Below are 20,839 nucleotides of genomic sequence, written 5' to 3'. Positions count from 1 at the left end.
TTGGTGCTGTCTGTTGGGGGTTAGTCGGTAGCAGGGAGCTTAGTGGTGTCGGCATGGGCTGCGGCTTCGGCGGCAGCGCTTCCGGGGCGCTTGGCCGCCGTCCAGCCTTCCTTGTTTTGTTGCGGGGCCACGGACAGGGCGAGGGCCCCGGCCGGAACGTCCTTGCGCACGATGGCCCCGGCACCGGTGTAGGCACCGTCACCGATGACCACGGGGGCAATGAACACGGTGTTGGAGCTGGTTCGCACATGCGAGCCGATCACGGTGTGGTGCTTATTGACGCCATCGTAGTTGGCGGTGATGTTGCCGCAACCGATGTTGCTGTATTCGCCGATCTCCGCGTCTCCCGCATAGCCCAGGTGGGAGAGCTTGGAGCCACGGCCGACCGTGACGTTCTTCGTCTCGTAGAAGGCTCCGATCTTGCCGGCTTCGCCCAGGTCCGTGCCCGGGCGAAGGTAGGCGAACGGGCCCACGGAGGCGCCTGCGGCGATGACTGAGGAGGTCACGTCGCTGCGCTTGACCACGGAGTTCTGCCCCACCTGGGTGTCGGTCAGTGTGGAATCCGGTCCGATGACACTTCCGGTACCGACTGCCGTGGACCCGTGGAGCTGGGTGCCAGGCTTAATGGTCACGTCCGGGGACAGCGCGACCGAGGCGTCGACCCAGGTGGTTTGTGGGTCGATGATCGTGACCCCGGCACGCATCCACGTATCGAGGATGCGACGGTTCATTTCCTTGCCGAGCGAAGAGAGCTGGGCGCGGTCGTTGGCGCCTTCGACCTGCCACCGGTCCGAGGTGACCACCGCGGCAACGCGTCCACCATCGTTACGGGCGATGCCCAACACGTCGGTCAGGTACATCTCACCTTGGGCGTTGTCGGTGGTGACGCTGGCCAGTGCATTGCGCAGGACCTCGGCGTCGAAGGCATAGATCCCGGAGTTGACCTCATTGATGGCCAACTGTTCTGCCGTGGCGTCCTTATGCTCGACGATCCCCTCCACGGTGCCGTCGGCGGAACGCACGATGCGACCGTACCCGGTGGCGTCAGTCAGTTCAGCGGTCAAAACGGTCACGGCATTACGCTCGTTCTCATGCGCGGCGACGAGGCTGCCAATGAGCTCGGTGGTCAGCAACGGGACGTCACCGTAGGTCACTACCACCGTTCCCGTCAGATCATCGGGCAGCTGGTCGAGGCCGACCTGGACGGCACGGCCTGTTCCGGGGATCTCGTCCTGGTCGGCGATGGTGATCGTCGGCTCGATGTCGAGCAGATGCTTGACGACGATTTCGCGTTCGAAGCGGACCACGGCGACCAGGCGTTCAGGGTGCAGGCCCTGGGCCGCGGCAATTGCGTGCCCGACCAGCGAACGGCCGGCAATTTCATGCAGGATCTTTGGTTTCGCGGATTTCATTCGGGTTCCGGCACCTGCTGCGAGGACGATGACGGCGGCCGGGGTGTTGGCTTCCACGCTCAAGTTCTGAACTCCCTGCGATGTTGGCGTCGGCGGACCCGGAGTACGGGCTAGATCAGTCTACCGCTTCGAGTTGGGCACTGTATCCGCTCCAATCGAACGCGGGTCGGCGTCTTCGCGTCACCCAGCGCCGTCGAGGACGCCGACGTGCGCCGCGGGTCCATCAGGCCGGACAGGCACACCAAACCGAGCATCGACAGTATCTCTCGCCACGATTCAAGTACTCCCAGGCCCAAAACAAGTAGTAGCCACGGATCCGCTGTCCCTGACTTCTGCGTAGCGTCGGTAGCGTCGGCTCGTTTCATGCGTGATCAGCGCGTCCACTTCCCCCAATCCGGTGTTCTTAGTAGTACGAACTCACCGGGGACCCCGGGAAGCGGGCGTGACGTTGCACCGCTGAACCAAGCACCACGCCGCACCACATCGACTGGGGAGATCAATGTCTGAGAATCACGATATGCGCACCGGCCCATTATCTATCGCCCTCGTAGGGACGCGAGGCGTGCCAGCGCACTATGGTGGTTTCGAAACTGCCATCGAGGAGGTCGGCCGCCGGCTGGTCGAACGCGGGCACAAAGTGGTGGTCTACTGTCGCCGGCCTGCGGATGGTGGTCCTCAATCCGAGGAATATCTGGGCATGAAACTGGTGCACTTGCCGGCCATGCGCCGACGAACCCTGGAGACACTGAGTCACACAGGCCTATCAGTCGCACACCTGCTGCGACATCGCACCGATGCCGCGATCGTTTTCAACGCCGCCAATGCCCCATGGCTACCACTCGTACGCGCAGCGAAGATCCCTGTGGCGACCCATGTGGATGGGTTGGAGTGGCAAAGAGCCAAATGGGGTCCCCTCGGCAGCCGGTACTACCGAGCCTGCGAGTCTTTGGCGGTCCGATGGTCGGACGCCCTCATTGCCGACGCCGAAGGAATCGCCCAGTACTACACGGAAGAATTCAATGCCCCCACGAGTCTGATCACCTACGGAGCGCCGTTGCTCGATGCCGGGCCCACGGACCGGTTGGCTGAATTGGGGCTGGAAGCCGGAAGCTACCATTTGGTCGTGGCCCGCTTCGAACCGGAAAACCACGTTGATGTCATCGTCGATGGGTTTGCTCGGAGTTCAGCCGAACTGCCATTGGTGGTCGTTGGTTCGGCCCCGTACAGCGACGACTACACCCGAAGGGTCCACTCCCTTGCGGACTCACGCGTCCGCTTCCTCGGGGGGGTTTGGGATCAGGAACAACTCGACCAGCTGTATGCCAATTCCGCGGTCTACTGGCACGGACATTCGGTCGGCGGTACCAACCCCTCACTACTCCGGGCCTTGGGAGCCGGAACCGCCGTCAATGCCTACGATGTCGGGTTCAATCGAGAAGTCCTGCGGTCGGCGGGAGAATTCTTTCGTACGGCGGCAGACATCCCTGCCCTGGTCCATAGCGCCGAGTCCGCCCCGAAGACGCTGGGCTCACGCGCCGCGCAATCCCGCGTCGAGGCCGGTCGATATGATTGGGACATTGTTGCCGGGGACTACGAACGGCTTTGCCTCGAATTGCGTAATCGCGACCACGGGCCGTCACGCCTTTCCCGCAGAAAGTCTGCCGCCTCCGCTGCCAGCCGTAGCAGCTAATCACAGGGTAGAGCGGGCGGTTTCGGCTAGGACATCCAAAACCGTCCGCTCTCATTCGTTTCGGACTCCTTGGCGATCAGCTTCTCGCCGGCACGGTCCTAGTTACTGGTCTGCAGTGCCTGGACGGGTCGCGGCGTGTTGAGTGCCTGAAGAGCTTCACGGAGCTTTGTCGAGGAGGTATGCATCGTGTAGGGAAAATAGACGACCTCGACGTTGACCTCGGCGAATCGGCGCTCAAGTTCCAGGCCTTTGGGCGTGCCACGCCAATCATCCCCCTTGAAGAAGACATTGAATCCGACGTCTCTCCAAGTGTCTACGCGATCCGGCTTCGTCTCGGCGACAGCTCGATCGACGCATCCCAGGCTACCGACGATTTCCAGACGCTCTCGCAATGGCACCACAGGTTCCAGTCCCTTGGTAGCAAGGCAGAGCTCGTCTGAAACTACTCCGGCAATGAGATAGTCGCAGCGCTCCCTTGCCATGCGGAGAATGTTGAGATGCCCGATATGAAAGAGGTCAAAAGCTCCTGCTGCATAGCCAATCCTTGTCATGAATTGGTCCTTCCTGGAATAGGGTCCGCAGAGACCGGGTCGAGATCTTCGAATAAGGTTTGATGGCTCCGGCAAGGCGATCGAAGCAAGTGGTGGCTCATCAGTACGCGCCCGCCGGGCTGACCATGACTTTGAAGGTCCGCCAGATGATCATTAGATCCCCGGTAACGGACCAGTTCTCCACGTAGTAGAGATCCAGCCGGACGCTCTCTTCCCAATCGAGGTCTGAACGACCGTTGACCTGCCAGAGCCCAGTCACTCCAGGTTTGATGTACAAACGCCGATAGGTATGCCCCTCGTAGGCCTCAACTTCCACCGGGAGAGGAGGTCTCGGCCCAACAACTGACATGTCCCCTTTGAGGACGTTGTAGAACTGCGGCAATTCGTCCAATGAGTATTTACGCAGCCACCGTCCAATACGGGTCACCCGCGGGTCGTGCCTGAGCTTGAACAATGGTCCGGCACCTTCATTCAAGTCGGTCAGATCCCCCAGGTCCTGCTCAGCGGTTTCCACCATGGAACGGAATTTATACATCGAAAATGCCTGCCCGTTGCGGCCGGTGCGCTCCTGTTTGAAGAAGACCCCTCCCCTGCTGTCTCGGCTGATCAGCAAGCCGATCAGCAGAAAAACTGGGGATAGCAATAACAACGCGATCGACGAAACGGCAAGATCCATGGCTCGCTTGACCACGTGACGGAGCCCTGTGAACGTCGGCAACTCGACGTGCATGAGCGGTAGGCCTTCAACGGGACGCATGCTGATCCGTGGACCGGCGACGTTGGTCAGCGACGACACGAGGATGACTTCAGTCCGTGCTCGCTCCAGCCGCCATCCCAAATCCTGAATGGCCCGCTGCCCGCCTTGGAGCGCGCCAGCAATCACCACGGCGTCGGCACCCAATTGGCTGACGCTGTTCTCTATTCCCGCCCCGCCGCGGATGATCGGCAGGGTGGGGCTCGTCGCACGAATAAGACTCTCGGCATCGGCATCGAGGTCGCCGTCGACGACTACGCCGACGACACGGTAGGCAGCACCGGTCTTCTTGGCCAGTTGCCGGACCACATAGGGGGTGTCCCTGGCCTGGCCATATACAAGCACATCGCTCAAGGCATGACCCAGGGTCCTCTGCGTCTGAAGCCATCGTCTCCACCCCCAGCGTCCCAGCAGCAGTGCAAGGAGTCCTGTCGGGAGGGAGAGGACAACAAAGACCCGCAATCCGGTGTCGGTGCCGAGCAACGCGATGACAGCGAGGAACCCGGCCAACGCAGACGTGGCATCGACAACTGCCTTGTACTCGAAAACCCCGATGGCGATCCGACCGGCAGCGCGGCTTTGGAAGAGCTGCAGGCTGACGAGCCAGCACATGGCCACGGCCGCGGCCAACAACGCCGTCCTAAGGGGACCTACATCCTGGACGGATGCTGAACCGGAGACACGTGAGACATATTCACCAAACCCGCCTGTGGTCGTCATCCCCAGGCTGAAAACGGCTCCAGGGATTGAAACAGCAATGGTGATCAGCAGCATATCGGTCGCAAGCAGCCGGCGCCGGTAGCGATTGCGCCAGTCGATGGCGGTGGCCTTCCGACGCGCCACGGGCCGAGCGGCCGGCGCTGACCTGACCGCCCGAGAGCCGACCTGAGTGCTGGACATCCGATCGCTGAGCTGTGTCATCGGGTCTCCCCAAGGCGGCGCTGTAAGCTTCGGCCCCAAAGAATAATTGGTGTCGCATCGATGTGCCCAACCATTGGTTCCCCCAAACAAAGTCCGTAGCGGAAGTCCGACCGTTGATGAGGCCGGGCAGACCTTCAATCAAGGCCAGCTGTGCTTGACGCTATGATGTGGCGTTGCACGGCGCACGAGTGAAGAGGTACCCGTTTTCCCGCTATTGCTGGTACTGGAACACCCAATCCGTACTCGCTGCGTACACCTGTCGGCCCTCAGCGCTTTACCGGCCGTACACGGAAGAATGCTGCTGGCCCGGGCTGGCCGGAACGGACGAAATTGCCCCGCTTCCGTCATTCATCACGACGGAAGCGGGGCATCTTTTCAAGGAGTCGGCGGCCGCTGGGGGGCTGAACCTCGCGAGGCTCACTAACCGCCGACTCCGCTTGGGGGATTCGCCGGGTTCCCCAGGTGCGTTCAAGGGCCGGCGTATCGTTCGGAATCGGCAAGGGGATTGCATCGGTGCGTCCCCCCGTCTTCCTCTTGCTGAGACTACGGGACGTGCTCTGACCTCACACGGGTGTCATATACCCCATCTGAGACTCGAAACTACCCAAATCACTACGGCTTCCTACCCGTGAGGAAACGCAGGTCCAGCAGTTCTGAACGGTCTGAGATCCCCAGCTTGGAAAAAACGCGGTATAGATGCCCCTCCACCGTCCGTTGTGACACGGTCAGCGCCTTGGCAATCCGCGCATTGTTGTTCCCTCCGCGGGCCAACTCAACAATTTCTTCCTCCCTGCTGGTGAGTTCCGCCAGAGACAACGTCTGAGCGACAAAAGGATCCGGGGTCATTTGGTGTTCGTACACCAATTCCTTGAGTTCCCGAAGTACGGTACCGCAGGTTCTGGTATCGCCCGAGGAGCTATGCAGCCTGGCCACCCGCGCCAAAGCCTCTGCTGCGACACGGTATTCACCCACATCCGTTGCTTTTACCGCATGCGCGTGTAGTTCTACCGGATCAGCGGCTACCGCTGGAGCTGACAATCTGGTCAGCATCCCGGCACGTGGCCCTTCCATTTCCGCCGACATATTAAACAGCATGTCGTTCAGGGCCGTGTTTCCAACCGTCGCTCCTTCGACCCGCGAGGTAGACATCGCAAGTACCTCCCGGGCGATCAGCGGGTAGGAGCCCAGGTCGTCGTCCGCTCGGCCCGCGACTCCAGCAGATACCGCCCGTTCCAACAAGGTCCGAGGTGGGGCTGCCTGCTCGAAGCCACCGTCTTTTGACGTCGATTCTTTTTGGTTCCCCGGCGTAATTGCTCCACCCGGCACCTTAATGCCGTCCATGAGGTGCGCGTCGGCCCGATTGACGGAGAACCCGTACAGAGCCATGGCCAGCGGGAGCAATTGCAGGGGATCACGCAATTTGAATTCTGACACTGAGTCCGCAAAAGCCTGGCGTGCCATTATTGTTTTGCCTTGCAGCATCCGGCGCAAACCCTCCAACATGGTCAGGGTTCCGTGTTCATGGAGAAGGCGTCGAACCGATGTGCCGCGTCGTTTCTCTAGGAGCTCCTCGACCTCGGTGTATCTCCCCGAAAACGTGAGATTCCACGCGATGCGAAAGAGGACCCGCAGCTCGTATTTGTTGCGGAGCCGTGCGGACGTTTCCAATACACGCATCGCTTGCTTGGCCAGCTCAACGGCGCTCTCGGTCTTCCCCTCCACCGAATACAAGTCCGCCAGCAAAATCCCCGCCAATACTTGGCCCTCGGGGGCGAGCTCCGGGTCCTCCAACAGGGCGTGCACTTGGTGGATGCAGCCTTCCCGGGGTCCTGCTTCATTCGCCCTGCGCCACGCTTGAAGCAGACTGTTGGTACGCCGGTGCTCGGCATTATGCAGCGCGAACGCGGCCCGGTCACGGGCTGTTCTTGAACGTTCCACCCATAATTCTTCAAGATGGTCCAGCTCCCGGCTCTCTGCGCCGATTTGCACGAGGGTCCTGGCAAGGAGGTTCAGAGCCCGTTGAAGTACAGCCGGTTCTTCCGTTCTTTCAGCAAGACGCATTAGCGTTGCTCGCGCCGAATAATGCCTGCCGAGCCCTAACAGCGTCCATGATTCGACCAAGGCGCCCTCATCGGAACCCGCGGACACTCCTGCAACGGCACAGATCTTCCAGGCCAGCGGATAATCCAAATCGTTGTTGGCTTGCGCGGCCGCGCCCAACACCATCTCATCGGGTATGCCTGCGGAGACCTCGAGCCCCCACAGGACCTGAAGCGGTGTCAGAGACATGTTCAGGGCCTGGCGGCACGAATCCCATTGGGCGTGGAGCTCCAAGCTTCTCCCCGGGGCGGTGATATGACGTAGAACCCTGGCATGGATCTCTGCCCTCACCTGGAGCATGCCATCACGATCAGCTGTCAGGATTCCAGCTTCCAGGAGATGAAGATAGTGCCCTCCCCCCCAGGCAGCCAGAAGTGCCCTCGGCTGCGCGCCGCCCAAGGCCAGGATCTCCAACGCTCGCTGCTGCCCAGCTGGCAAAGCTGAATGCATCTCGCGCACCAAGTCGATGAGCTCTTCATCCGGTTCGGGAGACACCCGGGCAAACATCCAGCTAGGCCTTGATTTCTCCTGGGGCTCTAGTGGTTCGATAGCGTCGACCAGCACACCCTGGTCGAGGGAAGAGCGGACAAATGCAGTGACGAAGCTAGGGTTGCCGCCGCTCATGGCGCGAATCACTTCGACTGCCCCGACCGTCAGTTCTCCACCGGTAAGCTCCTGCGCCAGTACGCGCACCCCCTCAGTGTCCAATGGCTGGATCACAATAGTCACCAGCAGGCCGGTTTCCGTGAGCGAGAACAGCGTGGAGTCTCCCTCAATCCGCCCGGCACCGATGGCGATCAGCTTGACCGCCGCATTCTCGACCAGCATCGACAGGGCAAACGACGTTTCGTCGTCCAGGAATTGCGCGTCCTCCACAACCACGATGGGAGGGACCTCCCCGGTGTCAGCCCCGACAAACAACGCATGGATCTCCCGCAGCACCTGAACCGGATCCTCCGTCCTCTCAAGCACGCTCAAATACGGAGACAACGCACCGTAGGGGGTTTTCGACAAGGTGGGGCTGCAATGCAGACGCATGACTGGCGTCGGTACTTCGGGCTGGGCCAAGACGGAACGTACAAGCCGGGTCTTGCCGGTCCCCGGACTGCCGATCACCATTGCTCCTCCCAGGGTCGGTGCCTTAAGGACCTTGAGCAATTCGGCGAACTCAGTGGACTCGTGGGGCTGGCCTCGTCGTGTCAGGTGGATCATTGCGTGGGCACCACGATCCGATCGGCCCCATCCAGATCGGCGAGTTCCTGCCTGTTACGAACCTGGAGTTTGGAATAGACCTGATACAGATGCCCCTCAACGGTTCGTACGGAAACTCCACTCAAGCGGGCAATAGCCGCATTGGACATCCCCACGATGACTCTCCTGGCAATTTGTGCTTCACGCTTGGTGAGCTCACGCATCCACACAGGCTCTTCCCTGTCCCGGTGTGCAAGTTCCCCTTCCCCCCCAGACTCGGACTCTTCTGTGTGGTTCGCCCGCGCCACGGCGGCCCCGATTCGCCGTCGTTCCTTATGCCCGAGCATGGCCAGCAGCGAATTGTTGTACTCAACCGCATAAATCGTCTGTCCGTAGCCGATGAGCTCTTCCAAGGCTTGTGCAAGCATCCCCGTGTCAGAGGTCAAAACGCTTCGAGCCAGCTTCACAAAGCAGTCGGACACCGGTCCTTGGCCCTGGGTGTCCATGGCGACGAGGCGTGGGGCGGCGTCGGCACGGCCCATCCGCAAAGCCATCGCCAGTGAGTTCATTTCGAGCACTCGGCTACCACCCCGGAGGGCCCTTCCAGCCATGACGTCCAACCGTGAAGCTGCGCTTTCCGGGGTGTCGAGAATCGCAACGGTCATGGAAGCCATCACCTCCGATGCCCAGGTGAAGAAGTTCATCGGGGAGGTTCGCTCAAGAACCGTTTGGGTTCTCGATAGCAGCTCGAGTGCTTCGGAACCTCGTTCCTGGTCCGCCAGACAGAACGCCACCGCCGCCTCAACCACCGTCTGCTGTCCCGACTCGGTGATTGCCGACAACTGGTGGAAAGTTGGCCACAGCGATCCCAGCGCCATGTCTGATCCTCCCGAGAGGCTTGCAAGGATCCCCAGAACGGTTTCCCCTAAAGCGATCGCCCGCGGGTTCTCGTATTCCCCCTCTGCCAGCCGTCGGGCCGTATGCGCACATTCCCGCCACCTACCAGCCAACAATTCGACCCGCAACATGGAGGTTTCAATATCTGAGCAATCAGTTGCAGACATGACTTGGTCAAGCACGCCCGTGTTCCTGAGACCTTCGATATCCGATCGGATATGATTCACGACACGCAAGGCAGCCTCGGGTTGCGTGGACACCGCCCAAGCCTCCGCCTGAACAGCCATGGCCCTCAGGTGGAGGGCTTCCGAAGCCCACAATGTTGTTGATGGTCCCCCGGCGGAACTGCTGTCCTCGACGACGGGCTTCGAATCACGATTGGACTCCGGGAGGGCGACTTGCGGAGCGGGCTCGGTGTGAAGCAACTCCTCGACCGCAGCTGGCCTTCCATCCACGAGTGCCATGCGCGCCCGCATGATCCTCACCATCTGACGCGCCTCCAACAGGCGGGTATCGTCGGTCACCCCCGCTACAGCCGTGGAGATCGCCTCGCTTGCCCGGGAAATCGTGGAGCCGGCCCGCCCGTTGCGGCCGAGGAGTATCAAGGCTTCTACTTCTGCCTTAAGGATCGACATCTGGCGTAGGGGGTCCCTCACCCAGGACTCTGCGGCATACCCTCCATGGGCAGCAAACTCTTCGATGACGGCCACCGATGCCTCGAAGTTTCCCAACTCCAACATCGCATTCACTTCAGTCACGACCGTGGCCGCCTGGGAGTCCGCGTGCAGCTGGCTCAGCATCGATTCAACATTCTCCTGTTGATCCTCTTGGACTCGATCACGGAGCAAATGGGCCACCAGTGGTATCTTGATCCGCACTTCGCCCTTTGGTTTCTCACCGACCTGGATCAGATCCCGCGTCCGCAAGACACCGATCGAATCCGCCATGCCCGCGCGGTACAGGCGATCCATATCAACGGGTCCCCCACAAGCCAACAAACCCAGCAGTTCGCGTTGTCTGGGTTCAAGACCCGTCAGGGCACGTGAAACGTGGGCTCTCATGGCGGGTCCGACATTCAGGGCCCCCGGGACGAAGACCCAGTATCCTCCCTGCCGCACAAGTTTTTCATTGGCGACCAGTTCGCGGACCAGCTGGTGCAGCAGGTCGCGGTTACTCTGGGTCAGGTGCCACAGTGCTGCGGTGGCGAACATCGAAACCGGCCCGCCGAGCTCCTTTTCCAGGTAAAGCCTGGTTTGTTTGACATCCATTTTGGGAATTGCCACTAGGGCCAGTCGGCCTGAACGGTGGAGCGCAAGGATGTCGGCCGGGAGTTGTCCAAGGCGTTCGCAGGCAACCACCAGACAGATCTTGTTCATGGCCGCCAGCTGAGCAAGGACAGCCGCCGAATCGGCATCGATAAGATCGGGGCTTCCCAGCGTCACCACCGTGCGTCGTCCCTCGCTACCAAGTAGCTCTGCCAATGCGTGCACCAGCTCATGCCGGGTACCCAGCATGCCCTCCTCCACCTGGGCCAGCATGAAGGAAAGGACACCATGCCTCATGCGGGCAGCATATTTGCTGCCTGCCAGATGGATAACCGGCGGCGCCTGTTGGAGGCCTTCAAGGGCCTCATCGAATGCGGCTCGCCGTCCGCTGCCCGCCGCACCGATGAGTACTGCTCCGGCACTGGTGCCGACCATGAGCTCACCCAACACGGTTGATGGAGGTGGCCCCGATGAAGCCGCTGCCCCTGTCGTTGCGCTGTTTCCGCCGATGCTCGAATGATGATTTGTTGTTCTAGATGAAAACTGCACGTCCCCTACCGTCCCCCAGGTTAGCCACTTTCAGGGGTCCGAGGCATAAGGTACCCCGTCCTCCTAATAATCACCCTAAGTTGCGACGGCACATGAAACACCAGTAGATCGGCGATTCCATCACTCGCTTTTACGTATTTTTACTTAAGTGCTTCAGGTCACATTGCGAGAACAAGCTCACACGTCGCTGAACAGTCCACGTAGCTCATCACGATTGGACACGTTCAGCTTCGCGTAGGCCTGATACAGATGGCTCTCGATGGTGCGTACGGACAGCCCCAATTTACGCGCAATCTCTCCATTGCTCTCGTCAACGAGCACGTAGTCGACGATGGCCCGCTGGCGTGGCGTCAGGCTCGCCCAGGCGGCTTCGTCAGCCAGATCACGGACAGGTTGCTGCTGTACGTCACCCCGTACCGCCCCCGGTTGAGCTGCATCGGATTTCAGCACGGGGCCGTTCAGGCGTTCAAGCTCTTGCTGTGCGAAGTCTGCAAACAGATACTGGCCCAGTGAGCTGAGGAGCAAGGCGCCATACTCGAGTTCCCGCGGGTCAGCGGTGCGCAAGCCACGTACAGTCCAGGTACAGGCTTCGGCAAAGCGGCCATCGGCCCGTGCCGCAGCTTCTTCCAGGAGCCCCAAGGCAGATTCGTGTCCCCAATGAAGAGCGGCAGAAAGAGACATCAATTCCTGGGTGGTATTGCCCAAATTCCGGTCCTTGGTCGCGAAGGCCATCAAACAGTCAACGGCTTCGTCGACCCTTCCTATCAGTGCCATAGCATGGGCCCGGAAGAATCCTGCGGTCCAGCGGATCCGCCAAAGGCCACCTGCACTCTCGACAGGAGGTTGATCTATGGCAGCCAGTGCAGTCAAGGCCTCGAGCCGGTTTCCGGTCTTGGCATAGGCAAAGGCCCGGACCGATTGCGCCAGTGGAAGGATGTCGAAGCGCCCCAGGGCCTTGAGCTGTGGAATTTCACGTTCCAGATGTTCCAGACAAGTTTCAAAGCTCCCGTCCATTGCCTCGGCGATGGAAGTATAGAGAGAGCCCCGGCCCTCTTGTCCCGCGAAAGCATCGGCCGAGCCCCGCCCGCGCGCCAGTGTGCCGATCGCTCGGCCCCATTCGCCTGTCGCCAATTCCAGGTCAAAGAGAGCCAGCCGACAACGTTGTACGAGGAACGGCGTGCTCTCCGTCTGTTCCAGCAATCGCAGGAGCTCCCGATGTGCTTGCAGGCCATCTGCTACGTGGCCGGTGATCACCTGTGCCTCTTGGGTCAATTGCTGCCACAGCCACATGACGCGCTCCGGTAAATTCGGCTGACCGTCATAGTCCAGTAGCCGCCGGAAGTCACCATCCCACGTCGCTCTGATCAGTTGCATGGCCGTCGCTGTTTCTGGTGAGATAGACCGCAGTGCGTCCCCCTGTGAACCTGTCGAGCTCCCGTTTCCAAGAAGTCCTGCCAACGACCCGCTGTCAATGAAATATCCGGCAGCAAGAAGCGCCCCGATGCGTACCCCAGCCGCACGTGCTGACACTTCATCCGGTCCGCTCATCTTCAAGAGGTCGAAGGCCTGCGTAGGAGTGAAGGTATGCAGCCGATGTTCCGCTCCCTCAACGAACCGTGCCGGGTGCACCGGCAGTCCACACCGCAGTCGCCAGGGGATGAGCCCCACTGGCCGCATGATTCCCTGCCCGTCAACGTAATCGGTGACGCGATCCAACAACTCTCGGCTGCGCCCCGGCGGAACCTGGTTGGCAATGGCAGCGGAGTTGACGGCTCCCTGAAGACTCGCATCGCGTCCGGCGGAATTACTCAGATTCAGGTATCCCAGTTCGTGAACAGTATCCACAGCACTGCCGCCGAGATCCAGCACGACGTTCAGCGGGAGATCGTGGGCCAAAGCCAAGAGCTCGAAGACCTGTCGAACTTCGAGGTTGAATGCAGCCAGCCGCTGCTTCCAGTGCCTCACTAGCCGTGGACCGGCAGGGAATTCCGTACTGCGAATGACCCAGATGCCCTCCTCCTGGACCAAGTACCCCATTTCGATCCAGTCAGCGGCAATCATGCGCATCATGGATCGATTTCCGGCGCCACTATTCCAGATGGCATAGGTAGAGGGGTTACTCAGCGGTCCACCGAGGCCACTCTGGAGATACTCCGTGGCATGGACGAGCGACAGGTCAAGGACCCGGGCACGATCCAGCCGTAAATACCGGGATAATGGAGCTTCCGGGTCGCCTTGCGGGTCAGCACTGGTAGCCACGACGACCGCCCCGTGGCGCATGACCAGACGGGAGACGCGTTCGACATCGGGACCGTCAAAGGTCGAGAGGTCCGAAATGAACAGAACCAGACCCGGTGCTGGCGGTTCGTTGACGAACCGCTCCAACTGCTTGCTGGTTTCGGCGTCAGGCGGGCACGACAGGTCCAGCCGTCCGTTGCTGGCACCCAACCGTTGGACGACCTGTCTGGCCACCTCGTCCTGCCCGGCACCGGGTTCGCCATAGAGAAGCACACCGTTTCCCGTGGAGGCCCTATGTGCCACGTCGGTGATCCACAGCGTATCGGAGTCCAGCCACCAAGAGTGCCCGTTCGGCCCCAGAGTGTGCCACTGTGTATGCACTTCCGTCCGCCTTCCCCCGACAGCATTCGACGGCCGACGGGCAGGGCCGACCATCGAAATCATCCTAGCCCTCGGGGAAACCCCCGGGGGACGTCAAGGCGGCGGAGGCGGGATTCACCCGGCGCTTCCACAAGTTCCGCCCATAGGATTCGAACCTATACTCCACAGCTCCAAAGGCTGGGGTGCTGCCATTACACCAGGGCGGATCATGTCCCGCAGGGGGAACACGGTTAACTATTCTGCCATAAACCGGCGTAGCTACTGTCCGGAAGCTTCGGCCGCTTCCAGCCAGGCTTCCTCAAGCGCCTCATGCTCGGACTGCAGTTCCTTGAGCTCGGCGTTCAAGGCCGAAAGACCATCGATGTCCATGCCTTCGGAGGCCGTGGCCATCTTGGCATGGAGACGTTCCTCCCGGGCCGCAAGCTTGGCCAGCTTCTTGTCGATCCGGTTGATTTCCTTGCGGGCCTCGCGCTTCCCGGCCTCGCTGGTCTCCCCGCCGGACCCGGCCGCGCCGTTTCCCCCGGCCCCCGACGCCGCCGGCCCGCTGGTGGGCCCACCGGCCCCGGATCCGGAACGCAGTTGCAGGTATTGTTCGACGCCGCCGGGCAGATCGCGGATCTGGCCGTCACCCAGCAGCGCGATCTGGTGGTCGGTGACCCGTTCCAGCAGGTAGCGGTCGTGGCTGACCACCACGAGGGTCCCCGGCCAGGAATCGAGCAGGTCCTCGACGGCGGCGAGGGTATCGGTGTCCAGGTCGTTGGTGGGCTCGTCGAGCATCAGCACATTGGGTTCGCCGACCAGCAGCCTCAGCAACTGCAGCCGTCGCCGTTCACCACCGGAGAGGTCACGGACCGGGGTCCACTGTTTCTCCTGGGAGAATCCGAGCTGCTCGATCAGCTGTCCGGCCGAGACCTCCTTGCCTCCGATGCTGAAGACATTCTTCTCCTCCTGGATGACCTCGATGACGCGTCGATTCGAGAGCTCATCGAGTTCGGTGACCTCCTGGGTGAGCACCGCCGTCTGGACGGTCTTGCCGCGTTTGATGCGGCCTTCGGTGGGTTCGACCTCGCCGTTGAGCAGACGCAGCAACGTTGATTTGCCCGAACCGTTGACCCCGACGATCCCCAGCCGTTCCCCGGGCGCCAACCGCAGGGTGATGTTCTTGAACAGCGGCGCACCGCCGTCGTACGTCAGGGAGACATGTTCCAGATCCAGCACGTCCTTGCCCAGGCGGGCGGTGGCCATCTTCGACAAGGCCACCGTGTCGCGCGCTTGCGGGACGTCGGCGATGATCGCGTTGGCCGCGTCGATCCTGAACTTCGGCTTCGCCGTACGTGCCGGGGCACCCCGGCGCAACCAGGCCAGTTCCTTCTTGACCAGTTGCTGGCGCTTTCCTTCACTCACCGCTTCGGAGCGATCACGTTCGGCCCGGGCGAGCACATAGGCGGCATAGCCGCCGTCGAACGCCTCCACGATCCCGTCGTGCACCTCCCAGGTGCGGGTACTGATCTCGTCGAGGAACCAACGGTCGTGGGTGATCACCAGCAGTGCCCCCTGATTGGCCCGCCAGCGACGTTTGAGATGGTCGGCCAACCAGGCGACACCTTCGACGTCGAGGTGGTTGGTGGGTTCGTCGAGCATGATGACGTCGTCGTCGCCGATCAGCAGTTTCGCCAGCGCGACCCGACGGCGCTGTCCACCGGAAAGGTCCGAGACCCGTGCATTCCAGTCGACTTCCCCGACCAGACCGCCCATGATTTCGCGGATCTTCGGGTTCGAGGCCCATTCGTGGGCGGCGGCGTCCCCGACGATGGCCTGACCGACTTCGAGGTCCCCATCCAGTACGTCCTGCTGGTCGAGGTATCCGACCTGGACGTCGCTGCGCTGGGTCACCCGCCCGGAATCGGGGTCCTGACGGCGGGCCAGCAGGCGCATGAGCGTTGATTTACCGTCACCATTGCGACCGACCATGCCGATGCGGTCGCCTTGTTCCAGGCCGAGGGTGACCTCGTCGAGGATGGTGCGGGTGGCGAAGGCGACGGAGACGTTCTCCGCGCCGAGCAGATGTGCCAAGGTATTGTGTTCTTTCGTCGATGGTGTTCAGCGGTGGCCGGTGGGCCGGGCCGGGGCCCGGAGCCATGGCGTCAGATGATGTGGGCTCCGTGGACCGGGCCGTGGACGGTGTGCGTGTCGATTCCTGCTTCATCGATCAACACGGTGGCCAGTTCGCCGGCATGCGAGGGATCTTCTGCCAGCAGCGCGATCGTGGGTCCGGATCCGGAGACCAGTGCCGTCAGCGCACCGGCATTGCGGCCCATCTCCAGCACCGCCGTCAGCTCCGGCGCCAGTTGGACCGCGGCACTGGTGAGGTCGTTGCCCAACAGGCCGGGCAACAACACCAGATCGTGGGCCACGAGCGCCTGAACCACCTGTGGGTCCACGGCCCGGGGCTCCTCGATGGCCTCGTCGCCGCGCAGGATGTCCAGTTGCTGGTACACCGCAGGGGTGGATAAACCGTAGCTCGCCAACGCCAGGACCCAATCGGTGCGGCTGCGCAAAAGCAATGGAGAAAGTTCGTCCCCGACGCCGAGTCCGACGGCGGCCCCGCCGGAGAGGGCGAAGGGCACATCGGCCCCGAGCCGGGATCCCAGCCGTGAGAGCTCCTCCCGGGTCAGGCCGGTCCCCCACAATCCGTTGCAGGCCACCAGGGCCGCCGCGGCATCGGCCGATCCCCCGCCCATGCCCCCGGCGATCGGCACCCGCTTGGTGATGTCCAGATGGACCCCTGCCTCCAGGCCGGTGTGTTCGGCCAGCAGGCGGGCGGCACGGACCACGAGGTTGTCCTCGCCCAGCGGGAAGGACTCGGGGTCATCCACGGCGGTGGAGGCCTCGTTGAGCCCGACGGTGATCCGTGAGTCGGTCCGTGCCGTGGCGGCCACATCCTCGAAGAGGGAGACGGCCAGATACAGGCTGGCAACCGGGTGGTAGCCGTCCTCCCGGGGTGCCCCGACCCGGAAGTAGATGTTGATCTTCCCGGGGGCACGGGCCACGACGGTCTGGTTCATGCCTCGACCCCGTGGTCCTGACCGGCCAGGTTCCGGGCCTCGGCGATGCGGGCGAAGTCTTCGATGACCAGTCGTTCCCCGCGGGCCTGCGGGTCCACGCCCGCGGCACGCAGCGCCCGTTCGGCAGCGTCGGCGCCGCCGGCCCAGCCGGCCAATGCGGCGCGGAGGGTCTTGCGTCGTTGGGCGAAGGCCGCGTCGATGGCAGCGAACACCTCGGAGCGGCTGGCGGTGGTCCGGGGCGGTTCGTGGCGTTCGAAGGAGACCAGTCCCGAGGAGATCTTCGGGGCCGGCCAGAACACGTTCATCCCGATGACTCCTGCCTTGCGCATCCTGCCGTACCAGGCGGCCTTGAGGCTCGGAATGCCGTAGGTCTTGTTCCCGGGGCCGGCGCAGAGCCGGTCGGCCACTTCGTCCTGGACCATGACCAGCCCGTGCTGCAGGCCGGGAAAGTGTTCGAGCAGGTGCAACACCACGGGAACCGCCACGTTATAGGGCAGGTTGGCGACCAACGAGGTGGGTTCGTGCGGCAGCTCGGTGACCCGCATCGCATCCGCCAGGACGACGTCGAGATGCGATGCCAGGGCCGGACGGAATTCGCTGATGGTCCGGGGCAGGCGTTCGGCCAGTTTGGGGTCGATCTCCACGGCGACGACCCGGTGGGCGGCATCGAGCAGACCCAGGGTGAGCGAGCCGAGCCCGGGGCCGACCTCCAGGACGGTTTCCCCCGGGTCGATCCGGGCTGCAGCCACGATGCGACGGATGGTGTTGCCATCAATGACGAAGTTCTGGCCCAGCGTCTTGGTCGGACGGACCTCAAGTTCCGTGGCGAGCCGACGGATCTCGGTGGCCCCGAGAAGCCGCGGAGTCCCCCGGGGGATCTGCTCGGGGTCCTGCCCGGAGGCGGAGCGGGGGGTCTGGGAGTCGTCAGTCACGGGTTCAATCCTAGTTGAGGTCACGGGCTCTGCGGTCTGTCTCCACACCCGGTGCCGAAAGCGCTAAAGGGCCCCGCATTGCGGGGCCCTTCAACACCAGTGGATCCGTGGCGGATCGGCGGTGCTATCTAGCGCAGTCCGAGCTTGGAGGAGCAGGCCGGCCAGTGGCCCCAACCGCCGTTGCCGCGCAGCTTCTCAGCCACGGCAACCTGCTGTGCCGGGGTGGCCTGGTGCGGCAGGGCAGCATATTTGCCGCCGCCGGCACCGAGCCAGCTGCTCTGGTTGAACTGCAGGCCACCGTAGTAGCCATTGCCGGTGTTGATCGACCAGTTCCCGCCGGACTCGCACTGGGCCAGGGCCTTCCAGTTGGCCGAAACGCCGCCGGCCGAGGCCGTGGTTCCGCCCGTGGACGCCTTCTTGTCCTTCTTCTGTTCCTTCTTGGCCGGTTCATCGGCCTTGGAGGACGGTTCGGCCTTCTTCTCGGGCGCTTCCTTCTTCTCGGGCTTCTTGGCACCCACGGCGACCTCGGCGTCCACCGGCTTGGTGGTGACCTTGTTGCTGGTCAGCTTGCGCGATTCCTCCTTGCCGTCGCGGGTGGTGACGGTATAGGTCAGGGTCCGCTCACCGTCCTTGCCCGGGGAGGTGGTCTTGGTCTTGCCGAGGGCGAGATCCTTGTCCTTGCTCTTTTCCACCCCGTGGGACACGGTACGGGTATCGGTTTCGGTCGTGGTCTTCACCCGAACCAACTTCACCTTCAGGCCGTCCGTCAGTTCGGTGGCCGCCTCGACGGAGAGTTCGTCGTCGTTCCCGATCTTCACTCCGTCGCTCTTCAGCGCGTCGCCGACCGTGCCGGCGGTGGTCTTGATGTTCCGGGTCTTGCCATCGGCGCTGAGCTTCAGGGTCTTCACCGTGCTGATCTGCAGCGGGGTGCTCAGCGAGGCCAGCTCGAGCTGGGGGCCGTTGGAGATATCGGCGGCCTCGCCGACATTGAGCTGGTCGAGGACATCGGCCACGGTCAGGCCGGTGGTGTGCACCACGCGGTCCACCCCGTCGATGGACACATCCACCGTTTTGTTCCGGTTCACCGTGATGGCATCGCCATCGGCCACGGCGGTGTCGACCCCCGGGGAGACTTCGTCATCGGCGCCGACCGTGATCTCGGCGGAGGAGAGCATCTCCCCAACGGTGCCGCCGTAGGCCTGCACGCTCTGGGTCTCGCCGTCGACGGTCACGGCAACGGTCTTGTTGGCCCCGACGAAGGAGACGAGGCCGAGGATCAACGCGGTCAAGGCAACCGCCTGGGCGCCGGTCTTGACCCAGCGGTTCTTGAAGGCTTTCTGCACGGATTTCCAGTCTTTGTGTTCTTCCGGGCACGGGGAGAGTGCCGGGACGGGTTGTCCCCTGGAGGTCCTCCAGGGGGCCGGTCCCGGGCTGTCTTGCAGTGGTTCACACACCGGCAGGAAGCGGTTGGGCGTACGAACGGAACGTCCAAACGAGCATCAGTGCTGGTGCTTGAGCCCCGAAGACCTTCCCCGATCCCGGCTACTCTGTTGACTACCGTAACCGGTTCGTTATCTAGTGACAAGCTCGACGTCCCTGAACCCCCCCGATCCCGCGCCATGGCGCGGATTTTCCCGCTTCCACTTCGTGACCAACCCCGGCCGGCGGTGACCCGTTCGTGACTTATGCCGGCGGGCTCGGGCCGGGGTCAGAAGCTGCCGTAGGCCGCCGTCGTGTTCCGGGCGATCCGCTCGCAGAGTCCATCAACGTCGGTCTGCAGGGTCTCGGCCATGGAACGCACGGTGTAGGGAACCAGGTAGCTGGCATTGGGCCGGCCGCGGAAGGGGTGCGGGGTCAGGAACGGGGCATCGGTTTCCACCAGGACCAGCGCAGGGTCGGCGACCGCCAGGGCCTCTCGCAGGTCGCGGGAATTCTTGAAGGTCACCGTCCCGGAGAAGGACATGTACCAGCCATGGGCGTTGCAGATCCGCGCCAGCTCGGCATCACCGGAGAAACAGTGGAAGATGACGGTCTCGGGGGTCGGGACCTGCCCCAGGATCTCCACGATGTCCGCATGCGCCTCACGGTCATGGATCTGGACGGCCTGTTCGTGGCGGACTGCCATCTCCAGATGCGCCCTGAAGGATTCCTGCTGCGCCGGACGGCCTTCCTCCCCGGTGCGGAAATAATCCAACCCGGTCTCCCCCACGGCCCGCACCCGCCGATCCCCGGCCAGCCGGTCGATCTCTGCGAGCGCGGAATCCAGGGCTCCGCCTTCGGCCAACCGGGAGGCATCGTTGGGGTGGATGGCCACCGCGGCCAGCACGCGGGGGTCGGCATGGGCTGCTTGGACCGCGAAGCGCGATGATTCCACATCGCACCCGACCTGGATGATCCCGGAGACCCCCACGGCGTTGGCGGTATCCAACGCCTGGGCCACCGCGACGGTCACCTCGCCGTCACCGAAGTCCAGATGCGTGTGGTTGTCCACCACGGGAACGGCCAACGGTTCGGGAGCCGGGGGGTAGGAGATGTCGCGTTTGCTGCCGTTGGCCGACGTGGCAGCACGGCGGGGCCCGCCGTCCGCGTCCCGGGCCGCGGGGTCCCCGCCGGTGGCACGATAGGCCGGAGGGGTGTCCCCGGGCAGGACGACGCCACCGGCTCCTATCTCGGGGCGAGAGGCATCCGATCGGGGGGAAGGGCACATGGAGGAACTCCTGGAACGGGGACGAGGTTTCCCGGCGGGCGGGCCGGACCCCTAGGCTACCGCCGGACGCCCCCACCCACGGAGGCCGCCGGGACCGGGATCCACCGCCCGTGACCCACCTCACCTGTTTGGTGGGTAGGCTGAGGGGGCAGGGACCCATCATGCCGCCGGAATTCAGGGAGTAGA

At 62.9% G+C, this 20,839-nt stretch carries 12 protein-coding genes and 1 tRNA gene; 1 reads left to right on the top strand and 12 read right to left on the bottom strand.

Annotated elements, in window-relative coordinates; genetic code table 11:
* Window positions 1-20 precede the first annotated feature (20 nt).
* Window positions 21-1,475, bottom strand: a complete 1,455-nt coding sequence (gene glmU / locus ACT3UE_RS02145; RefSeq protein ID WP_444566194.1) for a bifunctional UDP-N-acetylglucosamine diphosphorylase/glucosamine-1-phosphate N-acetyltransferase GlmU — start codon at window positions 1,473-1,475, stop codon at window positions 21-23.
* Between the two features lie 454 nt (window positions 1,476-1,929).
* Here glmU and ACT3UE_RS02140 point away from each other — a divergent pair, with 454 nt between their 5' ends.
* Window positions 1,930-3,102, top strand: coding sequence for a DUF1972 domain-containing protein (locus tag ACT3UE_RS02140; RefSeq protein WP_444566243.1), 1,173 nt, complete (start codon window positions 1,930-1,932; stop codon window positions 3,100-3,102).
* A gap of 98 nt (window positions 3,103-3,200) precedes the next feature.
* On the opposite strand, the gene ACT3UE_RS02135 is transcribed toward ACT3UE_RS02140, so the two are convergent.
* From ACT3UE_RS02135 to ACT3UE_RS02085, 11 genes are all read right to left on the bottom strand, one after another.
* Window positions 3,201-3,653 (bottom strand): adenylyltransferase/cytidyltransferase family protein, encoded by a 453-nt coding sequence (locus tag ACT3UE_RS02135; protein WP_444566193.1) that lies wholly within the window; start codon window positions 3,651-3,653, stop codon window positions 3,201-3,203.
* A gap of 100 nt (window positions 3,654-3,753) precedes the next feature.
* Window positions 3,754-5,328, bottom strand: a complete 1,575-nt coding sequence (locus ACT3UE_RS02130) for a sugar transferase (RefSeq protein ID WP_444566192.1) — start codon at window positions 5,326-5,328, stop codon at window positions 3,754-3,756.
* Between the two features lie 612 nt (window positions 5,329-5,940).
* Window positions 5,941-8,640, bottom strand: coding sequence for a LuxR C-terminal-related transcriptional regulator (locus tag ACT3UE_RS02125; RefSeq protein ID WP_444566191.1), 2,700 nt, complete (start codon window positions 8,638-8,640; stop codon window positions 5,941-5,943).
* The gene (locus ACT3UE_RS02120) at window positions 8,637-11,216 is read right to left on the bottom strand and encodes a LuxR C-terminal-related transcriptional regulator (protein WP_444566190.1); all 2,580 of its coding nucleotides are present in this window, start codon (window positions 11,214-11,216) and stop codon (window positions 8,637-8,639) included. Before ACT3UE_RS02120 ends, ACT3UE_RS02125 begins: the two co-directional genes overlap by 4 nt.
* Before the next feature lie 291 nt (window positions 11,217-11,507).
* Window positions 11,508-13,841: a helix-turn-helix transcriptional regulator gene (locus ACT3UE_RS02115; RefSeq protein WP_444566189.1), complete on the bottom strand. Its 2,334-nt coding sequence runs from the start codon at window positions 13,839-13,841 to the stop codon at window positions 11,508-11,510.
* A gap of 242 nt (window positions 13,842-14,083) precedes the next feature.
* Window positions 14,084-14,155, bottom strand: a tRNA-Gln gene (locus ACT3UE_RS02110).
* 52 nt (window positions 14,156-14,207) lie between these two features.
* Window positions 14,208-16,022, bottom strand: a complete 1,815-nt coding sequence (locus ACT3UE_RS02105; RefSeq protein WP_444566188.1) for an ABC-F family ATP-binding cassette domain-containing protein — start codon at window positions 16,020-16,022, stop codon at window positions 14,208-14,210.
* Between the two features lie 71 nt (window positions 16,023-16,093).
* Entirely contained in the window at window positions 16,094-17,014 is a 921-nt protein-coding gene (locus tag ACT3UE_RS02100; protein WP_444566187.1) for a 4-(cytidine 5'-diphospho)-2-C-methyl-D-erythritol kinase, read from the bottom strand.
* The gene (gene rsmA, locus ACT3UE_RS02095; RefSeq protein ID WP_444566242.1) at window positions 17,011-17,892 is read right to left on the bottom strand and encodes a 16S rRNA (adenine(1518)-N(6)/adenine(1519)-N(6))-dimethyltransferase RsmA; all 882 of its coding nucleotides are present in this window, start codon (window positions 17,890-17,892) and stop codon (window positions 17,011-17,013) included. Before rsmA ends, ACT3UE_RS02100 begins: the two co-directional genes overlap by 4 nt.
* 182 nt (window positions 17,893-18,074) lie before the next feature.
* Window positions 18,075-19,289, bottom strand: a complete 1,215-nt coding sequence (locus tag ACT3UE_RS02090) for a transglycosylase family protein (RefSeq protein ID WP_444566186.1) — start codon at window positions 19,287-19,289, stop codon at window positions 18,075-18,077.
* A gap of 365 nt (window positions 19,290-19,654) precedes the next feature.
* Window positions 19,655-20,653: a TatD family hydrolase gene (locus tag ACT3UE_RS02085; RefSeq protein WP_444566185.1), complete on the bottom strand. Its 999-nt coding sequence runs from the start codon at window positions 20,651-20,653 to the stop codon at window positions 19,655-19,657.
* Window positions 20,654-20,839: the final 186 nt, after the last annotated feature.

Origin of the sequence: Arthrobacter sp. 179 (assembly GCF_052379645.1) — a bacterium.
In the GTDB taxonomy this organism is placed as follows: domain Bacteria; phylum Actinomycetota; class Actinomycetes; order Actinomycetales; family Micrococcaceae; genus Arthrobacter_H.
This window is presented reverse-complemented; position numbering and strand designations above follow the sequence as displayed.

Coding starts and splice junctions, on each gene's coding strand:
- ACT3UE_RS02130 (WP_444566192.1), bottom strand. CDS start 5,328: ATGACACAGCTCAGCGATCGGATGTCCAGCACTCAGGTCGGCTCTCGG.
- ACT3UE_RS02085 (WP_444566185.1), bottom strand. CDS start 20,653: ATGTGCCCTTCCCCCCGATCGGATGCCTCTCGCCCCGAGATAGGAGCC.
- ACT3UE_RS02120 (WP_444566190.1), bottom strand. CDS start 11,216: ATGGTCGGCACCAGTGCCGGAGCAGTACTCATCGGTGCGGCGGGCAGC.
- ACT3UE_RS02125 (WP_444566191.1), bottom strand. CDS start 8,640: ATGATCCACCTGACACGACGAGGCCAGCCCCACGAGTCCACTGAGTTC.
- ACT3UE_RS02135 (WP_444566193.1), bottom strand. CDS start 3,653: ATGACAAGGATTGGCTATGCAGCAGGAGCTTTTGACCTCTTTCATATC.
- ACT3UE_RS02100 (WP_444566187.1), bottom strand. CDS start 17,014: ATGAACCAGACCGTCGTGGCCCGTGCCCCCGGGAAGATCAACATCTAC.
- ACT3UE_RS02140 (WP_444566243.1), top strand. CDS start 1,930: ATGCGCACCGGCCCATTATCTATCGCCCTCGTAGGGACGCGAGGCGTG.